This window comes from Nocardia cyriacigeorgica (assembly GCF_029868385.1).
Taxonomy (GTDB): Bacteria; Actinomycetota; Actinomycetes; order Mycobacteriales; family Mycobacteriaceae; genus Nocardia; species Nocardia cyriacigeorgica_F.
The window spans coordinates 34,117-55,813 of record NZ_JARWNX010000051.1 but is presented as its reverse complement, the minus strand read 5'-3'; the positions used below and the strand labels follow the sequence as shown (position 1 = coordinate 55,813).

Sequence of the window (21,697 nt, the reverse complement as noted above, 5' to 3'; positions counted from 1 at the left end):
TCGTTCCCGGATCGGTGAGCGTCCGGCACCGATGCGGCGGGCTGGGTGCAACCAGCTCGCGCACCGATGCCGGACGTGCATTGTCTCGAATCTACGACGTCGGACGGAGTTCTACGAGCGTATGGGTGGATGCGGGCTCACGGGTTCGCACGAGACAGAACCCGCCGCCGGTCCGGGGCCACCGGTCAGCTGCGCGGCCGGGTGGTGTGTCCGTTCCCGGTGGCCGTGTTCCCGGTATGGCCTGCGAGCAGCTGTGCGAACGGGGTGGGCGTGGCGAGCGAGTTGCCCGAATGGCGTTGTCTGCGTGGCTCGTCCGGAACGAAACCGGCGACCGAGCTCTGCTGCGCGACGATCAGCGTCGCGAACTCGGCGGCGGCCCGGTGCACCCGTTCGGTGAGCCCGGCCGATCCGAAATCCTCGGTGGCGGCGAAGATTCCGGTGGGCACGACAACCGCCCGCAGATAGCTGAACAGTGGACGCATGGCGTGCTCGAGCACCAGAGAATGCCGTGGCGTGCCCGCGGTGGCGCCGATCAGCACCGGCATACCGTTGAGCGATTCGGGATCGAGCACGTCGATGAACATCTTGAACAGGCCGCTGTAGCTCGCAGCGAACACGGGTGTGACGGCGATGATCCCGTCGGCGGCCGACACCTTCTCCCTGGCCTGAGCCACGGCCGGTGTCGGCAGTCCACCGGTGACGACGGTCGTCGCCAATTCGGTGGCCAGATCACGGAGTTCGACCACCTCGAACTCGACCGCCTCACCGCGGGCGGTCACCGCCGCCGAGACGGCATCGGCCAGTTGATCGGCCAACAGCCTGCTCGACGACGGCTGCGACAGCCCCGCGGTGAGCACTACGACTCGACGTGTCATCGGTTACTCCTCGTTCGCCGCGGCGAGCACGCCCGCACGGGCGGGCTCGACCAATCGATGCGGTGCCTGCGGACCGGCCGCCACCAAGCTCGCGTGGGTGGGCGGATCGCTGGGCACATGCGCCGGACGACGCGCCTCGAACTCCTTGCGCAGCGTCGGGACCACCTCGCGACCCAGGATCTCGATCTGCTCGAGCACCACCTCGAGCGGAAGCCCGGCGTGGTCGAGCAGGAACAGCTGACGCTGGTAATCGCCGACATTGTCGGCGAAGCCGAGGGTCCGCTCGATCACCTGCTCGGGCGTGCCCACCGTCAACGGTGTGAGTTCGGTGAACTCCTCCATCGACGGTCCGTGCCCGTAGACGGGAGCATTGTCGAAGTAGGGGCGGAAGAACTTCTTGGCCGCGGCCTCGGTCTCGGCCATGAACACCTGCCCGCCGAGCCCGACGATCGCCTGATCGGCGGCGCCGTGACCGTAATGTTCGAAACGCTGCCGGTACAGCGCCACCATCTGGGCGGTGTGCTCCTTGTTCCAGAAGATGTTGTTGTGGAAGAAGCCGTCACCGTAGTAGGCGGCCTGTTCGGCGATCTCCGGTGAACGGATCGATCCGTGCCAGACGAACGGCGGGGTCTGGTCCAGCGGCGCGGGCGTCGAGGTGAAGCCCTGGAGCGGGGTGCGGAACTTGCCCTGCCAATCGACCTTGGGTTCGCGCCACAACTTGCGCAGCAGGTGATAGTTCTCCACGGCCAGCGCGATGCCGTCGCGGATGTCCTTGCCGAACCACGGGTACACCGGGCCGGTGTTGCCGCGGCCGAGCATCAGATCCACCCGGCCGTCGGCCAGATGTTGCAGCATCGCGAAGTCCTCGGCGATCTTCACCGGATCGTTGGTGGTGATCAGGGTCGTCGCGGTGGACAGCTGTAGATCGCGTGTGCGCGCGGCCACATAGCCGAGCATGGTCGTCGGCGATGACGGTACGAACGGCGGATTGTGATGCTCACCGGTGGCGAAGACGTCCAGCCCGACCTCCTCGGCCCGCAGCGCGATCGCGACCATGGCCTTGATCCGCTCCGCTTCGCTCGGGGCGCGGCCGGTCGTCGGGTCGACGGTGACGTCGCCGACGGTGAAGATTCCGAACTGCACGATGTCCTCCTCCTCTCGTCCACCAATATGGTGGACATGGCAACCAAAGTAACGTGGTGGTGTGCGGACCTATTCCCGCCCGGGTGTCCGCGCGGCCGGTGTTAGGGTCGGGGGATGAGCATGGCTCGCCGCGAACGGCTGGCACTGGCCGACGCGATGATCGCCGCGGGGCCCGACGCGTCGACCCTGTGCGGGACCTGGACCGTCCGAGATCTGGCTGCCCACTTGGTCGTTCGTGAGCGCCGCCCCGATGCGGCGCCCGGCATCCTGATCAAGCAGTTGGCCGGATACCTCGATCGGGTGCAGGCAGCTGCGGCGCGCCGCCCCTTCCCGGAACTCGTCGAGCAGGTGCGCAGCGGGCCGCCCTGGTGGTCGCCGCTGCGGCCGGTCGACGCTCTGGCGAACCTCTCCGAGATGTTCATCCACCACGAGGACGTCCGGCGGGCCGGAGACGAGTGGGAACCACGGGCGCTGCCCCCCGCTGACCAGGACCAGCTCTGGACGCTGCTGCGGCGCACCGCGAAGATGTCCTATCGCAACTGTCCGGTGGGGGTGGTGCTGGAAACACCGGATGGACGGCGCGTCACCGCCCGCACGGCCGGTGACGAGGAAGTGGTGCTGTGCGGCGAACCGGCCGAACTGCTTCTGCACGCGTTCGGCCGTGACCAGGTGCGGATCGAGGCCTCCGGTGAGCCGATCGCCGTCGAGGCGGCGCTGACCTGCGATCGTAGCGTCTGACCTGGAATTCCGCCGCATCGGGCCACCATGCGGGCATCGCGGCGATTGCTTCCCAGCGGTGGAAAACATGCCGTGTCAAGGCGTCGATAAGGTCCGAGCAAAACACGTTCGGGTGAGGGCCGCGCGGTGCGAGAGTCACCGCTGGATCCGGGGGCCCGGCGGACCGGATCGACCCTGAGAGTGAACCGCCCCCGTATGACTGCCACTCGCTCTTCGGGGCGCCGCCGTACTGCCCATCGCCGCTCCCGGAACCTGCTGCTGGTGCAGCTGCTGACCGCCATGGTCGACACCGCGGCCGATGCGATCGCCATTCGGGACAACCCGTCCGGCGACCCCGCCGACCAGCGCGCCCTCACCTATCGAGAGCTCGATGAGACATCCTCACGCCTGGCTCGATACCTGATCGATCGCGGGCTCGGCCCCGGCGACTTCATCGCGGTGGCCATCACGCGCTCGGCGGAATCGGTGCTCGCGCTGTGGGCGGTCGCCAAGACCGGTGCGACCTATGTGCCGGTGGACCCCGGCTATCCCGCCGAGCGGATCACGCACATGCTGTCGGACTCGGGCGCCGCGTTCGGCATCACCACGGCCGCGCATCGCGGCGACCTGCCGGACGCCGGAATCGAGTGGATCACCGTCGACGACCCGGCGGTGCGCACCGGCGTCGCGGCCCTGCCCGGGCATCCGGTGTCGTATCAGGATCGGGTGCGGACGCTGACCGACCAGCACATCGCGTACGTCATCTACACCTCGGGCTCCACCGGAAAGCCGAAGGGCGTCGCGGTGACCCATGCCGGGCTGGCCGCCCTGGTCACCTCGGAGATCTCGCTGCGTGGTGTCGACCGCGATTCGCGGGTGACGCATCTGTGCACGCCGAGCTTCGACTTCTCGGTGATCGAGATGCTGCTCGCGTTCGCCGCTGGCGCCACCCTGGTCGTGGTGCCGCCCATGGTGTTCGGCGGCGCCGAACTCGCCGAGCTGCTGCGGCGTGAACGGGTGACCCATCTGTGCATCACCCCGGCGGCATTGGAATCGGTCGATCCGACCGGACTGGGCGAGCTGCGCGCCGTGCTGTCCGGTGGCGACCGGCTCCGGGCCGAGCTGGTGGATCGATGGGCGCGCGACGGGCGCCGCGTATTCAACGTGTACGGCCCCACCGAGACCACCATCTTCGCCAGCACCGCGGCATTGCAGGCCGGGGAGCCGGTGCATATCGGCACCGCGGTGCCGGGCATGGCCACCTATGTGCTGGATTCGCGGCTGCGCATGGTGCCCGACGGCACGGTCGGCGAGCTGTATCTGGCGGGGCCCGCGCTCGCCCAGGGATACCTGTATCGCCGTGGCCTCAGCGCCGAACGATTCGTGGCCGATCCGTTCGTACCGGGGGAGACCAGCGGCGCGCGGATGTATCGCACCGGAGATCTGGTGCGGCGCAACACCTCAGGGGTCTTCGAATACCACGGTCGCGTGGATTTCCAGGTGAAGATCCGCGGTCTGCGGATCGAACTGCACGAGATCGACGCCGCGCTGACCGCCCACCCGGCCATCGATTACGCCGCCACCCTCGGCGTGACGCTGCCGACGGGCGCGGCGCTGGCCGCCTATGTGCTGCCGCGCCTGCGCTCGCCCGGTGACCCCGGCGCCGGGCGGGTCGAGGTGGATATCGACGAACTCTCGGAGTTCCTGGCCGAGACGCTGCCGACGTACATGATCCCGGCAGCGATCACCGTCCTCGACGAACTGCCGCTGACCCCGGTCGGCAAACTGGACCGCGCCGCCCTGCCCGCCCCGGTGCTGCGCACCAGGCAGTTCCGCGCGCCCGCCACGCCCATCGAGCAGCAGGTCGCGGCGATCTTCGCCGAACTGCTCGGCTCGGCCGACGCCGGTGACGATCTGCGTGTCGGCGCCGACGACGACTTCTTCGAACTCGGCGGCAATTCGCTGCTCGCCACCCAGGCGACCGCACGCCTGAGCACGGTATCGGGGACACGTGTGCCGGTCGCCTGGCTGTTCGAGGCGCCGACGGTGGCGAAGCTGGCCGCTCGCGTGCACGCCTCGGCCGACCGGCCCTACTCCGCACCGCGTCCGGTCGCCCGACCCGATCGCATCCCGCTGTCGTACGCGCAGCAGCGGATGTGGTTCCTCAACCGGTTCGATCCGGCGGCCGCCACCAACAACATTCCGCTGGCCGTCCGGTTGACCGGACAGCTGGACGAGGCCGCACTGCGTGCCGCGATCGCCGATCTCGTGCGCCGTCACGAGGTGCTGCGGACCAGCTATCCCGAATACGACGGCGTCGGCACCCAGTGCGTGCACGATCTCACCGACCCGCAGGCCGTTCCCGAGCTGCACGTCGAGACCTGCACCGAAGCCGAGCTGGCCGAACGAGTCCTTGCCGCCGTGCTCATCGGATTCGATGTCACCGCGACCCCGCCGATCCGGTTGCGGCTGCTGCGGGTGGGCGAGAACGAACATGTGCTGATCTGCGTCATGCACCACATCGCCGGTGACGGCACCTCCCTCGCGCCGTTGGCGCGCGATCTGATGGTCGCGTACTCCGCCCGCGTGCTGGGTTCGGCTCCGGCCTGGCAGCCGCTGCCGGTGCAGTACGCTGACTTCACGCTGTGGCAGCGGGAGACGCTCGGCGACGAATCCGATTCCGCCGCACTGCTCGCCCGGCAGATCGCGTTCTGGCGCGACCGGTTGGCGGATCTGCCGCAGTATCTGGAGTTGCCCGCCGACCACCCGCGTCCGGCGGTGTTCTCCGGTCGCGGCGCCACCTGCGCATTCGAGATCGACGCCACCGTGCACGCGGCGCTGGAGCGGCTGGCGCAACGTCACGACGGCACCTTGTTCATGGTGGTGCACACGGCGTTCGCGCTGCTGCTCGCCCGGCTCTCGGGCACCCGCGACATCTGTGTCGGTACGCCGGTCGCCGGACGTGCCGACGCATCGTTGAGCGAGCTGATCGGCATGTTCGTCAATACGGTCGCGCTGCGCACCGACGTCGACTCCGAGCACACCTTCACCCAACTGCTCGAGCAGGTCCGCGCCCGCGATATCGAAGCCTTCGGCCACGTCGACGTGCCGTTCGAGCGGCTGGTGGAACTGCTGGATCCGGTCCGCTCGGGTGCGCATCATCCGCTGTTCCAGGTGATGCTGACGTTCCAGAACTTCGCGTCGGAGGCCTTGGAGCTGCCCGATCTGACCGTCTCCACCGTCGATATGGCGGTGCCGCTGGCCAAGGTCGATCTCGATCTGACCATGGTGCCGCGGACCGACGGCCGCAATCCGGCGGGGATCTCCGCGGCGTTCACCTACGCCACCGATCTGTTCGACGCGGCGACGGTGGCCGGTTTCGCCCGGCGGCTGTGCGCGATCCTGGCGAGCGTCGCGGTCTCGGCGGACCGGGTGGTCGGCGATATCGATCTGCTCGACGCCGACGAACGCGTCGCCGTCCTCACCGACTGGAACGCCACCGATCACCCCATGGTCACCGAGCCGGTCCTCGCGGGCTACCGGCGCACGGTCGCCCAGTATCCGGACGCGATCGCCATCAGGTACGCCGACACCGCGCTCACCTACGCCGAGTTCGACGCCAGGGTCAACCGATTGGCGCGGGTGCTCATCAGCCACGGTGTGGGGCCCGAGACGATGGTCGGTCTCGCGCTGCGGCGTTCGATCGACCTCGTGGTCGGCATGTACGCGATCCTCACCGCCGGTGGCGCCTACGTCCCGGTCGACCCGGATCATCCGGCCGAGCGGATCGCGCATGTCCTCGACACCGCGGGGCCTGTCTGTGTGCTCACCACCGGCGCCGACGCGCCGCCGCTGCCGCAGGAGGTCGCGGTGCTGCGTCTGGACACCATCGGCACCGCGCTGCTGTCCGGTGCGCCGATCCAGGACGACGAGCTGCTGCGGCCGGTGCTGCCGCAGCATCCGGCGTACGTGATCTTCACCTCCGGCTCGACCGGACGCCCCAAGGGCGTCATGGTTTCGCACGCCGCGATCGACAACCAGACCCGGTGGATGCTCGCGCAGTATCCGATGGCTCCGGGTGATGTGTACTTGCAGAAGACCGCGACCACTTTCGACGTCTCGCTGTGGGGCTATCTCATGCCGCTGCGGGCGGGCGCCGAACTGCTCGTCGCCGATCACGACGGGCATCGGGACCCCGAATATCTCGCGCGGCTCATCGCCGCCCACCGGGTGACCGTGACCGATTTCGTCCCGTCGATGCTGACGGTCTTCGCCGCGCACGCCCCGGCCGCCGCGCTGACGAGCCTGCGCGACATCTTCGTCATCGGTGAGGCGCTGCCACCGGAGACGGTGCGGGCGGTCGGCGCCGTCACCGACGCGGGCGTGCACAACCTGTACGGGCCCACCGAGGCCGCGGTATCGGTCACCTACTGGCCCGCGGGCGATGGCGCGCAGGCGACGGTGCCGATCGGGCTCCCGCAATGGAATACCCGCGTGTACGTGCTGGATTCGCGGCTGCGGCCGGTACCGGCGGGTGTGCGCGGCGAACTCTATCTGGCGGGCGATCAGCTGGCCCGCGGCTACATCCGGCAGACCGCGCAGACCGCCGGACGTTTTGTCGCCAACCCCTACGAACCCGGCGCGCGGATGTATCGCACCGGTGATCTGGTGGTCTGGCGGGCGCCCAGCGCGGACGCACCGGCGCGCCTCGAATACCTGGGGCGCACCGACTTCCAGGTGAAGTTCCGTGGCCAGCGGATCGAACTCGGCGAGATCGAATCGGCCCTGCTGACCCGGCCCGACGTGAGCCAGGCCGTCGCCCTGGTGCGGCCGTCGGATCTGGGCGACCGGCTGGTGGCCTATGTGGTGCCGCGACCGGGCCGTACGCTCGAGCAGCGCGATCTGCTCGACACCGCCGCCGAATACCTGCCCGCGTACATGGTGCCGTCGGCGGTGGTGGTGCTCGCGGATCTGCCGGTGAACGCCAGCGGCAAACTGGAGCGTCGGGCGTTACCGGAGCCGGTGTTCGAGGCCGGTGAGTTCCGGGCGCCGACCGATCCGGTGGAGCAGGCGGTCGCGGGAGTGTTCGCGGATCTGCTCGGTATGGCGCGGGTCGGCGCCGATGACGACTTCTTCGCACTCGGCGGCAACTCGCTGCTCGCGACCCGGGTCGTCGCCCGGCTGAACGAGGCCCTCGACTCCGAGGTCACCGTGCGCGACCTCTTCGACGCGCCCCGCGTGTCCGCGCTCGCCGCGCGGGTGGGCTCCCGGCGCGGAGGCACACGTATGCCGCTGGTCCGGATGGAACGCCCGGAGCGGGTGCCGCTGTCGCTGGCACAGCAGCGGATGTGGGTACTCAACCGGATCGAACCCGAATCCGGTGCCTACAACATGCCGTTCGCGATCCGGCTGTCCGGCAATCTGGACCGGGCCGCGCTCGGCGCCGCCGTCGTCGATGTGCTCGAGCGGCACGAAGCGCTGCGGACCCGATTCCCCGCCGATGCCGACGGACTGCCCTACCAGCAGATCCTGCCGGTGCGGGAAGTCCTGCCCGACGGTCTGGTCGAGGACGAGACGCACGATCCGACCGGAACCGTCGCGAGCCTGATGGCGACCGGCTTCGATGTCACCGCCACCGCGCCGCTGCGATTGCGGTTGCTGCGTTCCGGTGACGAACATCTGCTCGTCCTGGTGGTGCACCACATCGCCGCCGATGGCGCCTCGCTGGCGCCCCTGGCGCGCGACCTGATGGCCGCCTACCTCGCGCGGACCAACGGTGCCGCACCGGACTGGCCCGAACTGCCGGTGCAGTACGCCGATTACGCGATCTGGCAGCGTGCGGCCATCGGCGATTACGAGTCGGCGACCTCGATCGCCGCCGAGCAGCTGGGGTACTGGCGTGACCAGTTGGCCGGGCTCACCGCGGCACCGGAACTGCCCGCCGATCGGCCACGGCCGCTGATGCCGTCGGGGCGCGGCGGGTCGACGGCGATCACCGTCGAGCCCGAGGTGCATCAGCAGCTGATCGGTATCGCGCGGGCACATAACGCGACGATGTTCATGGTGGTGCACGCGGCGCTCGCGGTGCTGCTGGGACGATTGAGCGGCAGCACCGACACCGTCATCGGCACACCGGTCGCCGGGCGCGGCGAGCGCGCACTCGACGAGCTGGTCGGCATGTTCGTCAACACCCTCGCCCTGCGCGTCGAACTCGCGCCGTCGGCCACCTTCGCAACCCTGCTCGATCAGGTGCGGGAGACCGATCTGTCGGCCTTCGCCCATGCCGATATTCCGTTCGAGCGGGTCGTGGAGGAGGTCGACGCCGCGCGCAGCGGCACCGGTAACCCGCTGTTGTCGGTGGTGCTGTCGTTCGACAATCTCGAGCAGCCGGTCCTGGAACTGCCCGGCCTCACCGTCCGCGCACTCGACACCGGTGAGATCACGGCGAAATTCGACCTCCAGGTGATCGTCGAACCCACCCACGGCGAGGACGGTGCTCCGGCCCGGATCGCCGTGGTCTTCGCCTATGCCGCCGATCTTTTCGACGAGCCGACCGTCGCGGCATTCGCCCGCCGGTTCGCCCGCGTTCTGACCACCGTGGCCGCCGATCCGTCGGCGCAGGTGGCCGATATCGACATCCTGGACGAGAACGAGGCCCGCGTCGTCGGCGGCAGGACCGCGCCGCGTCCGGCGGAGGTCGAGCCTGTCGACATCGCGCTGCTGCCCGATCTGCTCGCGGCCGCCGTCGACGACAACCCCGACGGCGTCGCGGTCATCGTCGCCGACGCCACCCGGACACTGGACGAACTGGACTATTTCGAACTCGACGAACGATCCACCCGGTTGGCGCGGGCGCTGCTCGCGCGCGGCATCGGCCCGGAAGATCTGGTCGCCGTCGGCATACCGCGATCGGTCGAATCGGTGCTCGCGGTCTGGGCGATCGCGAAGACCGGCGCGGCGTTCGTACCGGTAGACCCGGGCTACCCCGCCGACCGCGTCGCGCATATGGTCGCCGATTCCCGTGCGGTCCTCGGTCTCACCCTTGCCGAAGCCAAGGGTTCGCTGCCGGACACGGTCGAGTGGCTGGCGCTCGATTCAGCGGCCTGCGCCGACGAACTCGCCACCGTGACGGCCGATCCGATCACCGACCGGGACCGCCCGCGGCCACTGCGCCCGCAGCATCCGGCCTACGTCATCTACACCTCCGGCTCCACCGGCACCCCGAAGGGTGTGGTGGTCACCCAGGCCGGGCTGGCCGGATTCTGTGCCGAACAGCGCGACCGCTATCGGGTGACCAGCAGTTCGCGCACCCTGCATTTCGCCTCGCCGTCCTTCGATGCCTCGGTGCTGGAACTGCTGCTCGCGGTGGGCGGTGCGGCCACGATGGTGGTCGCCGCACCGACGGTCTACGGCGGGGCGGAGCTGACCGATCTGCTGCGGCGGGAACGGGTGACCCACGCGTTCATCACGCCCGCGGCGCTCACCTCGATGGATCCCACCGGCCTCGATCGGCTGCGGGTGGTGATCTCCGGTGGCGAAGCCTGCCCACCCGAGCTGGTGCGGCGCTGGGTGCTGCCCATCGCGGGCCGGCGGACCAGGGAGTTCTACAACGGGTACGGGCCCACCGAGACCACCATCATGACCAATATCAGCGAACCGCTGGTCCCGGAGGCGCCGGTCACGATCGGCGCACCGATTCCCGGTATGTCCTCGCTGGTGCTCGACACCCGATTGCGTCCGGTGCCCGCGGGCGTCACCGGTGAGCACTACCTCGCGGGCGCCCAGCTCGCGCGCGGCTACCACGACCGGCCGGGGCTGACCGCCGCGCGTTTCGTCGCCGACCCCTACGGCCCGCCGGGATCGCGGCTGTATCGCACCGGCGACCTCGTACGGCACCGTGCCACCGGTGGTGACCCCACCGTGGAGTATGTGGGACGCAATGACTTCCAGGTGAAGGTCCGCGGTTTCCGGATCGAACTCGGCGAGATCGACGCCGTCCTCGCCGCGCGCCCGGAGGTGGATTTCGCCGTCACCCTCGGCCGCACCTCCGGTTCCGGGGCCACCATCCTCGTGTCGTATGTGCTTCCCGCCGCGGGCGCCACGATCGATACGACCGAGGTTCTCGCCGCACTCGGCCGGGTCCTGCCCGCGCATATGGTGCCGACCGCGCTGGTCGTGCTCGACGAGATCCCGCTGACCCCGGTGGGCAAACTCGACCGAAGGGCCCTGCCCGAACCACAACTGCACGCCACCGGATTCCGGGCGCCCTCGGGGCGGGTCGAACAGCTCGTCGCCGCCGTGTTCACCGAACTGCTCCATCCCGAGCGGCCGCTCGGCGCCGATGACGACTTCTTCCAGCTCGGTGGGAACTCGCTGATCGCGACCCAGGCCGCGACCAGGCTCGGAGCCAAGCTAGACGCACAGATCCCGGTGCGGTTGTTGTTCGAGGCGACGACCGTGGCGGCCTTGGCGGCGCGGGTCGCCGAAGAAGCGGGCACGGGCGGCCGGGCGCCGCTGATCGCCACGACGCGGCCCGCGCACATCCCGCTCTCACCCGCGCAACAGCGCATGTGGTTCCTCAACCAGTTCGACACCGACTCGACCGCGTACAACGTGCCGATCGCGATCCGTCTCACCGGCGAACTGGATGTCAGCGCATTGCGTTCGGCCATCGCCGATGTGGTGGCACGGCACGAGATCCTGCGCACCGTGTACCCGCGGACCGAGCACGGTCCCGGCCAGGTGATCCTTCCGGTGGAGCAGGCACTGCCCCGGTTGGACGAGCGGACCGTGCCGGGCGCCGATATCGAATCCACGGTGGCCGAGCTGATCTCGACGACCTTCGATGTCACCCGTGCGGTACCCGTCGCGATGGCGCTGGTGCGGGTGGCCGAGGCCACGCCCGCCGAGTATGTGCTCGTGATGGTGGTGCACCACATCTGCGCCGACGGTTCGTCCTTCGGGCCGCTCACCCGAGACCTGATGTCCGCCTACACCGCACGCCTGACCGGCACCGCCCCCGCCTGGCCGCCGCTGCCGGTGCAGTACGCCGACTACAGCCTCTGGCAGCGCGAACTGCTCGGTGACGACGCGGACCCGGCCTCGATGGGCGCCACCCAGATCGACTATTGGCAGCGGAATCTGGCCGGACTGCCCGACCGGCTCGAGCTGCCCACCGACCGGCCGCGTCCCGCCGTGCAGACCTACGCGGGCGGCAAGGTCGAGGTCGCCATTGACGCCGAAACCCATCGCGGCCTCGCCGATCTCGCGCGTGCGCACAACGCGACGCTGTTCATGGTGGTGCAGGCCGCCTTCGCGGTCCTGCTGTCGCGGTTGTCCCGCGCCACCGATATCGCCATCGGCACCCCGATCGCGGGGCGCGGTGAAGCGGCGCTCGATGATCTGATCGGCATGTTCGTCAACACCCTGGTCTTCCGTACCAGGGTCGAGGCGAGTGAATCGTTCGACGATCTGCTGCTGCGGCAGCGTGACAACGCGGTCAGGGCCTTCGCGAACGCGGACATCCCGTTCGAGCGCCTGGTCGAGGTACTGAACCCGGCTCGCTCCACCGCACGGCATCCGCTGTTCCAGGTGGGGTTGTCGTTCCAGAATCTGGCCGAGGCGTCGCTGGAGCTGCCGGGTCTGACGATCGCTCCGGTGTCGATCGACGCCGCGGTCTCCCAGTTCGACCTGCATCTGATCGTCAGCGACAGCTACACCGGCGAGGGCGTCCCGGCGGGCATCGGCGGCTATCTCACCTACGCACACGATCTGTTCGACGAGACGACCGCACAGCGGATCGTCGCCCGTTTCGCGCGGCTGCTGGCCGCCGTCGCGGCCGACCCCGCCGGACCGGTCGGGGCGATCGAGATCTTGGACGCCGTCGAACGCACCGGGATCGTCGACGGCCGCAACCGCACCGCGCACCAGGTGGACCCGACGCAGACGCTGGCGTCGCTGTTGGACGCGACCGTCGCGGCGGCACCGGATGCGGTGGCCCTCGTCGCCGATACCGACGAGGGCACCGTCGAGGTGACCTACGGCGAACTCGACGCCAGGGTGAACCGGCTCGCGCGCTACCTCATCTCGCGGGGCGTCGGCCCGGAGAGCCGGGTGGCCCTCGTGTTCGAGCGGTCGATCGATCTGGTCGTCGCCATGTACGCGGCGGCGACATCGGGCGCGGCGTATGTGCCGGTGGATCCGAGCCAGCCCGCGCGGCGCGTCCAGTACATCCTGGCCACCACGGCACCGGTCTGTGTGCTCGCGGGCTCCGGCATCGATATCGATACCGATATCGCGCCCGTGGTGCGGCCCGCCGAACTCGATCTCACCGCCTTCGCGACAACACCCGTCCGTGATGCGGATCGGGTCACCGGGTTGCGGCCCGCGCATACCGCGTACGTCATCTTCACCTCCGGGTCCACCGGACAGCCCAAGGGCGTGGCGGTCTCGCATGCCGCCATCGTGAACCAACTGCTCTGGAAGTCGGCCGAATTCGGCCTCGATCCGGCCGACGCGGTCCTGCTGAAGACCACCGCCGCGTTCGATCTGTCGGTCTGGGAGTTCTGGACCGCCGTGGTCTGCGGCGGACGGTTGGTGATCGCCGCGCCCGACGGTCATCGTGATCCGGCCTACCTCGCCGAACTGATGACGCGAGAATGGGTCACCACCCTGCACACCGTGCCGTCCATGCTGGACGCACTGATCACCACCGGGATGCCCGATTCGGTGTGGCGCATCCTCGCCATCGGTGAGGCGCTCCCGGCCGGGCTCGCCCAGCGGGTGCGCCAGGCGCTGCCGCGGACGGATCTGTACAACCTCTACGGCCCCACCGAAACCGCCGTCTCGGTGACCAGCCATCGGGTCGGCGCCGCCGATCACACCTCGGTGCCGATCGGCGTACCGGCCTGGAACACCCGCGTCTACGTCCTCGACGAGCGGTTGCGTCCGGTCCCCGACGGCGTCGTCGGTGAGTTGTATCTGGCCGGTGCGCAGCTCGCTCGCGGCTACCACGACCGGCCGGAGCTGACCGCGGACCGCTTCGTGGCCGATCCGTTCGGCACCGGCGAACGGATGTACCGCACCGGCGATCTGGTCTCCTGGAACGGTGCGGGCGAACTCGGCTATCACGGCCGCGACGATTCGCAGGTGAAGGTCAACGGTTTCCGGATCGAACTCGGCGAGATCGAGGCGGCGCTGCTGGCCGTGCCCGCGGTCGCACAGGCCGCGGCGATGGTGCGTTCGCATCCGCACCTCGGCGATCGGGTGGTCGCCTACGTCGTCGCGGCCGATATCGGCCCGGCGCAGATTGTTTCGGCGCTGCGCGAGGTGCTGCCGTCGTATCTGGTGCCCGCCCACGTCGTGGTGCTCGACGCACTGCCGCTGACCGCGAACGGCAAACTGGATCGGTCGGCCCTGCCCGAACCCGATATCGAGACCATGTCCTCGCGTGCCCCCGCCACGGCGTTCGAAGAGATCGTCGCGGGCGTGTACGCCGATGTGCTCGGCCTCGATCGGGTCGGCGCCGACGACGACTTCTTCGCTCGCGGCGGCAATTCGCTGCTGGCCACCCAGGTCGCGGTTCGGATCGGGGCCGCGCTCGGCACCACCGTGCCCGTGCGGGCCCTGTTCGAGGCCCCCACCGTCGCAGGTCTGGCGGCGCTGGCCGCGCACGGCGCCGACGAGGCGCGTCCGGCGCTGGTGGCGCGTCCACGGCCGGAGCGTATCCCGCTGTCGCTGCCCCAGCAGCGGATGTGGTTCCTCAACCAGTTCGACACCGATTCGGCGGCCTACAACGTGCCGGTCGCGGTGCGGTTGACCGGTGATCTGGACGTCGAGGCCCTGCGCGCGGCCGTCGGGGATCTGATCGCCCGGCACGAAATCCTGCGCACCGTCTATCCGAAGACCAGCAGCGGCCCGGTGCAGGTCGTGCTTCCCGCACACTCGATAGCGCTCGATCCGGTCGACGTCGCGGGCGAGGAGATCGAATCCGCCGTCGCGGCCGTCATTTCGGCGGGCTTCGACGTCACCGCGGAAGTTCCGCTGCGGATCGCGCTGTTGCGCATCACCGACGCCTCGACCGGTACGCCGGAGCATGTGCTGGCCATGGTGATCCACCACATCTGCGGCGACGGCTCCTCGGTCGGGCCGATGACCCGGGATCTGATGACCGCGTACATGGCTCGGTCGTCGGGTTCGGCGCCCGCCTGGACACCACCGGCGGTGCAGTACGCCGACTACAGCATCTGGCAGCGTGAGCTGCTCGGCGCCGAGGACGACCCCACCTCCGCGGCGGCGGCCCAGCTCGCCTACTGGACGAACCAGCTCGCCGATCTGCCCGACCAGCTGGATCTTCCGTCGGACCGGCCGCGTCCGGCCGCGCAGTCCTATGCGGGCGGCAAGGTCGCGGTGCGCATCGACGCCGCCACCCATCGGGCGTTGATCCAGCTCGCCCGCGGTGAGGGCGCCACCCTGTTCATGGTGCTGCACACCGCGTTCGCGGTCCTGCTGGCCCGCCTGTCCGGCAGCGACGACATCGCGATCGGCACCCCGGCGGCGGGGCGCGGTGAGGCCGTGCTGGACGAGCTGATCGGCATGTTCGTCAACACCCTGGTGTTCCGCACCAGGGTCGATGCCGCGCAGACCTTCCCCGAACTGCTCGCGCGGCAGCGGGAAACCGACATCCAGGCCTTCGGTCACGCCGATGTGCCGTTCGAGCGCCTGGTCGAGGTGCTGAACCCCGTACGCTCCACCGCACGCCATCCCCTGTTCCAAGTGGGTCTGTCGTTCCAGAACTTCGCCTCCGCGGCGCTGGAACTGCCCGGCCTGACCGTCGCCGGACTGGATGTCGACACCGGCGTCTCGCAGTTCGATCTGCACCTCATCGTGGCCGACGGCTACGACGAGGCGGGCGCACCCACCGGCATCGAAGGCGTCCTGACCTACGCCAGCGACCTCTTCGACGAGTCGACCGCACGCGGCTTCGCCGACCGGCTGCTGCGCCTGCTGACGGCCATCACCGCCGATACCTCCACCGCGATCGGTGATCTCGAGATCCTGACACCGGACGAGCGCCGTCTCGCAGTGGTGGCGCGAAACTCCACCGCGGCGCCGTTCGACGATGCCGCGACGCTGAGTTCACTGTTCGCCGCCACCGCCGCCGGATCGGTGGATTCGGTGGCCGTCGCCGCCGATGTGCCCGGCCGCGGCCGCGTCGTACTGACCTACGGTCAGCTCGACGCCAGGGTGAATCGACTGGCCAGGTACCTGATCTCGCGCGGTGTCGGCCCGGAGACGCGAGTGGCGTTGGCGGTGCGGCGCTCGGTGGATCTGGTGGTGGCCATGTACGCGGTGGCCGCCGCGGGCGGCGCGTATGTGCCGGTCGATCCCGATCAGGCCGCCGACCGCGTCCACCACATCCTGGAGACCGCCGCGCCGATCTGTGTGCTCACCACGGGCGCCACCGAATTCACCACCGAGGTGGCGCCGGTCGTGATACTGGACGAGCTGACGCTCGACCGATTCGGCACCGCACCCGTCACCGAGGCCGAACGGCTCGCACCGCTGCACCCGCAGCACACCGCCTACGTGATCTTCACCTCGGGATCGACCGGACGGCCCAAGGGCGTCGCGGTATCGCATGCCGCGATCGTCAACCAATTGCGGTATCAGACCGGCCACTTCGGTCTGAGCGCCGCGGACGCGGTGCTGCTCAAGACGGCCGCGACCTTCGATCTGTCGGTCTGGGAATTCTGGACCGCCGCGGCCTGCGGCGGCCGCCTGGTGATCGCCGCACCCGACGGACACCGCGATCCGGTGTACCTGAGCGGGCTGATCTCCCGTGAGCGCGTGAGCACCTTGCACTTGGTGCCGTCGATGCTGGATCTGCTGCTCACCGCCGGTGTCCCGGAATCGGTGCGGCGGGTGCTCGCCATCGGTGAGGCGCTGCCGGCCGCGCTCGCGCGCCGATTCCGGTCCGAGCATCCGCACGCGGAGCTGTTCAACCTCTACGGTCCGACCGAGGCGGCGGTGTCGATCACCGGCCACCTGGTCACCGACGCCGATGAGCACATCGTGCCGATCGGGACACCGCAGTGGAACAACCGGGTCTATGTGCTCGACCGTCGCCTGCGCCCGGTGCCCGATGGTGTGGTGGGCGAGTTGTATCTGGCCGGTGCGCAATTGGCGCGTGGATACCACGCCCGCCCGGATCTGACGGCCGAACGGTTCGTCGCCGACCCCTTCGGCACCGGCGAGCGGATGTATCGCACCGGTGATCTGGTCGCCTGGAATCACGAGGGCGAACTCGAATTCCGGGGCCGCAGCGACTACCAGGTCAAGATCCGCGGCTTCCGCATCGAACCGGGGGAGATCGAGGCGGCGTTGCTCGCGCTGCCGTCGATCGCCACGACCGCGGTGCTCGCGCATACCGACGCATACGCCGGTGACCGGCTGGTGGCCTATCTGGTGCCCTCCGGCGCAGACGGCATCGATATCGCGCAGGTCGTCGCGGCATTGGACGCGGTGCTGCCGTCGTACATGGTGCCCGCCGCGTTCGTGGTGCTGGACGCGCTGCCGCTGAACGTCAACGGCAAACTCGACCGCACCGCGCTGCCCGAACCAGAATTCGCCACCCGCGGCCACCGCGCGCCGTCGACCCCCGTCGAAGAGATCGTCGCCGGTGCCTACGCCGAGGTGCTCGGTCGGGAACGGGTCGGCGCCGAGGACGATTTCTTCGCACTCGGCGGGACCTCGCTGCTGGCGACCCAGGTGGTCGCCCGGATCGGCGCGGCCCTCGACACGACCGTCGGGGTGCGGGTGCTGTTCGAGGCGCCGACGGTGGCCGAACTCGCGGTGCGCGTCGAACGCGACGCCGGTTCCGGCAACCGCCGTCCGCTGGTGGCGGGTCCACGACCGGAACATATTCCGTTGTCCGCGGCGCAGCGGCGGATGTGGTTCCTCAACCAGTTCGAACCCGATTCGGCGGCCTACAACATTCCGGTCGCGATCCGGCTGATCGGCCGACTCGACGTCGACGCCATCCGGCACGCCGTCCTCGATGTCATCGACCGGCACGAATCACTGCGCACCCGCTACCCGCAGACACCGGACGGGCCGATCCAGCAGATCCTCGATCCGGCCGATGCGGCGGTCACACTCGACCCGACCCCGGTCGACCCGGCCCAGCTCCCGGAGGTGGTGCACCGGCTGGTCACCACGGGCTTCGATGTGACCACCGAGGTCCCGTTCCGCATCGCGCTGCTGCACCCGGCCGCCGAGGAATACGTCCTGGTGTTCGTCGCCCATCACGTCAGTGCCGACGGCTGGTCGATGTCCCCGCTCACCCGCGACCTGATGCTCGCCTACTCCGCCCGCGCGGCGGGTATGGCGCCGGGATGGTCCGCGCCCGCGATCCAGTACGCGGATTACGGGCTCTGGCAGCACGAGATGCTCGGCTCCGCCGAGGATCCGGGCAGCGTCATCTCCGGCCAGATCGGTTACTGGCGTGAGGCGCTGGCCGGGCTGCCCGAGGAACTCGCCCTGCCCACCGACCGTCCGCGCCCCGCGGTACAGACCTTCGCCGGTGACCGGGTCCGGTTCGAGATCGACGCCGATCTGCATCGCACCCTGCGTAAACTCGCGCGCGATCAGAACGCGACGCTGTTCATGGTGGTGCACGCGGCCCTCGCGGTGCTGCTGGCCCGCGTCTGCGGCACCGACGATATCGCCATCGGCGCGCCGGTCGCCGGACGCGGGGAGCGTGAACTCGACGATGTGATCGGCATGTTCGTCAACACCCTGGTCTTGCGGACCAGGGTGCCGGGGCAGCTGTCGTTCGAACAGCTGCTGGCCGAGACCCGCAGCACCGACCTCCAGGCCTTCGCCCACGCCGATCTGCCCTTCGAACATCTGGTGGAGCTGATCGAACCGGAACGCTCCACCGGGCGTCATCCGCTGTTCCAGGTGGCGTTGACCTTCGACAACCTGCCCTCCAGCAGTCTCGATCTGCCCGGATTGCGGGTGGAGGCGGTCGATTTCGACACCGAGTCCGCGAAGTTCGATCTCGCGCTGACCATCCGGGAAGCCGGGACCGGCGTCGACGCCGAACACGGTGAGGTCGGGATGTACGCGGAGTTCACCTTCGCCTCCGATCTGTTCGATCCGGCGACGGTGCGCGGCTTCGCCGACCGCTTCGGCCGAATCCTGACGGCGGTGGCGGGTGATCCCACCCTGCCGGTGGGCGATATCGACCTGCTCGCCCTGGGCGAGCGGGCCGCGCTGTTGCCCGGCCGTACGCTGCCACCGGCCCCCGCGCCCGCAGCGACACTTCCCGAGCTGATCGCCGCGCAAGCCAGACATCGGCCCGATGCGGTGGCCGTGCGCTTCGACGGGGTGACACTGAGTTTCGGTGAGCTGTGCCGCCGCGCCAACCAGATCGCCCGCGCACTGGTGGCCGCCGGTGCCGGACCGGAAACCCTGGTGGCGGTGGCCGTCGAGCGCACCGCGGATCTGCCGGTGGCCCTGCTCGGTGTGCTCACCGCCGGTGCCGCCTATCTGCCCATCGACCTCGCCTACCCGGCGCAGCGCCTCAGGTATGTGCTCGCCGACGCCGCGCCGGTCTGTGTACTGACCACTGCCGATCAGCAGTCGGCCGTCCCGGAGATCGACGCCCCGACGGTGCTGCTGGAACAGACGGAGGGCTTCGACGACACACCGATGACCGATCGGGAGCGGCTGGCGCCGCTGCGGCCGGACAACCTCGCCTACGTCATCTACACCTCCGGCTCCACGGGTATGCCCAAGGGCGTCGGCGTCTCCCATCGCAACGCGATCGAACTGTTCACGAGCACCCAGCCGCTGTTCGAGTTCGATTCCCGCGATGTCTGGACGCTGTTCCATTCGTTCGCCTTCGACTTCTCGGTCTGGGAACTGTGGTGCGCGCTGGTGACCGGTGCCAGTGTGGTGGTCGTCGACTACGCGGCATCGCGTTCACCGGAACTGCTGCGTGAACTGTTGATTCGCGAGCGGGTCACCGTGCTGAACCAGACGCCCTCGGCGTTCTATCAGCTGGTGGCCTTCGACCACACCGCGGCGCCCGGCGACGAATTCGCCTTGCGCTATGTGATCTTCGGCGGCGAGGCATTGGATCTGCGGCAGCTGGCCCGCTGGTACGAACGTCATCCGGTGGACGCGCCACGGCTGGTCAACATGTACGGCATCACCGAGACCACGGTGCACGTGTCGTTCCTGGCGCTCGACGAGAAGATGGTGGACGATCCCGCCAGCCTCATCGGGCGCGCCCTTCCCGGCCTCGACACCTATGTGCTGGACCGGCGCCTGCATCCGGCGCCGCTCGGCACACCGGGGGAGATCCATGTGGCGGGCGCCCAGTTGTCGCGCGGCTACCGGAACCGGCCTGGCCTGACCGCCACCCGGTTCGTCGCCGACCCGTTCGGACCGCCCGGATCCCGGATGTACCGATCCGGCGATCTCGCCCGCTGGAGCGGTTCGCTGACCGAGGCGGGTCTGGCCTACGCGGGCCGCGGTGACCAGCAGGTGCAGTTGCGCGGCTTCCGGATCGAACTCGGTGAGATCGAATCGGCCATGCTGCGTTGCGCCGGTGTGCGCCAGGCCCTGGTCGTGGTGCACTCCGACGCCACCCTCGGTGATCAGCTGGTCGGCTACGTCCTGCCCGAGGCGGGGGTGGACCTGGACCCGGTCCAATTGCGTACGCGAGTGGCGGAATTCCTCACCGGCTACATGGTGCCCGCCACGATCATGGTGCTCGACAGCTTCCCGCTCACCGCGAACGGCAAGCTCGACCGGCGTGCGCTGCCCGCACCGCGGTTCCGGGCGCGCGCCTACCGCGCACCGGCCACACCACTCGCGGAGACCGTGGCGGCGAGCTTCGCGACCGTGCTCGGGGTCGACCGTTTCGGCATGGACGACAACTTCTTCGAGCACGGCGGAAACTCGCTGATCGCGGCGAAACTGACGGTGCTGCTATCGGAGGCGCTCGGCACCAGGATTCCGGTGATGCGGGTGTTCACCGCACCGACGCCCGCGGAATTCGTCGCCGACTTCGGTCGCCGCGCCAACGACGGCATCGATACCGAGGCGGCCTTCGATATGCTGCTGCCCCTGCGTGCCGAAGGCTCGGCCGAACCGCTGTTCTGCGTCCACCCGGTTTCCGGGATCTCCTGGTCCTATGCCGGTCTGGCCGCCCATCTCGACTCGGATCGGCCGATCTACGGGCTCCAGACCCCGGTGCTCGCCGCGGCGGCGGCACTGCCGGAATCGATCGAGGACTGGGCGCAGCGCTATCTCGAACTGATCCGCTCCGTCCAACCCAGCGGGCCGTACCACCTGCTGGCATGGTCGTTCGGCGGCGTCATCGCCCACGAGATCGCGGTGCGGTTGCGCGAGGCGGGCGAGCAGGTGGCGGTTCTCGCGGTGATGGACAGCTATATGTCCGATCCGCCGGGCACGGTGACCAGCGATACCGGGCAGGTGCCGGTCGCCGAACTGATCGGCGGTCTGCTCGGCGATCTGACCGGTGATCTCGGCAATGTCGCCGATCTGGATTGGGCGGCGCTGCCACAGCTGGTGGCCGAACTGCCGGAGCCGTTCGCCTCCTTCGGCGCCGAACGGGTCGGCCGGATCCTGGATGCCGCGGTGCATTCGGTGCAGTTGCGCAGCGGCTACACCCCGCCCACCTACCAGGGCGACGTCATCTATTTCACCGCGGCGCTCGACGACCCGACGGGCGCTGTCGGCGCGACCATCTGGGGTGAGGTCGTGGACGGGACGGTGCACAACCACGCGGTGACGACAACGCACTGGCGCATGACCACCGCCGCCGGACTGGCCCAGATCGCCGCGGTTCTGAAGGAGGCGTGGCACACGGAGCGATAGCCGCGCTGTGGCCGCCGACCGGCGGCCACAGCGCCCGATCCGCGCGG

General features: G+C 69.4%; 4 protein-coding genes. 2 read left to right on the top strand and 2 right to left on the bottom strand.

Annotated features, from left to right (window positions below; all coding sequences use genetic code 11):
* Nucleotides 1-185: 185 nt before the first annotated feature.
* Together QH168_RS15565 and QH168_RS15560 are read right to left on the bottom strand one after the other, a co-directional pair.
* Nucleotides 186-875, bottom strand: coding sequence for an FMN reductase (locus tag QH168_RS15565; protein ID WP_280235370.1), 690 nt, complete (start codon nt 873-875; stop codon nt 186-188).
* Between the two features lie 3 nt (nt 876-878).
* Nucleotides 879-2,018 (bottom strand): LLM class flavin-dependent oxidoreductase, encoded by a 1,140-nt coding sequence (locus QH168_RS15560; protein WP_280235369.1) that lies wholly within the window; start codon nt 2,016-2,018, stop codon nt 879-881.
* 114 nt (nt 2,019-2,132) lie between these two features.
* On the opposite strand from QH168_RS15560, the gene QH168_RS15555 reads away from it, so the two are divergent.
* Together QH168_RS15555 and QH168_RS15550 are read left to right on the top strand one after the other, a co-directional pair.
* A complete protein-coding gene (locus QH168_RS15555) occupies nt 2,133-2,756 on the top strand; it encodes a TIGR03085 family metal-binding protein (protein WP_280235368.1) in 624 nt (207 codons plus the stop codon).
* Nucleotides 2,757-3,035: 279 nt separating this feature from the next.
* Nucleotides 3,036-21,650, top strand: a complete 18,615-nt coding sequence (locus QH168_RS15550) for a non-ribosomal peptide synthase/polyketide synthase (protein ID WP_432421109.1) — start codon at nt 3,036-3,038, stop codon at nt 21,648-21,650.
* Nucleotides 21,651-21,697 lie beyond the last annotated feature (47 nt).

Coding starts and splice junctions, on each gene's coding strand:
- QH168_RS15555 (WP_280235368.1), top strand. CDS start 2,133: ATGAGCATGGCTCGCCGCGAACGGCTGGCACTGGCCGACGCGATGATC.
- QH168_RS15565 (WP_280235370.1), bottom strand. CDS start 875: ATGACACGTCGAGTCGTAGTGCTCACCGCGGGGCTGTCGCAGCCGTCG.
- QH168_RS15550 (WP_432421109.1), top strand. CDS start 3,036: ATGGTCGACACCGCGGCCGATGCGATCGCCATTCGGGACAACCCGTCC.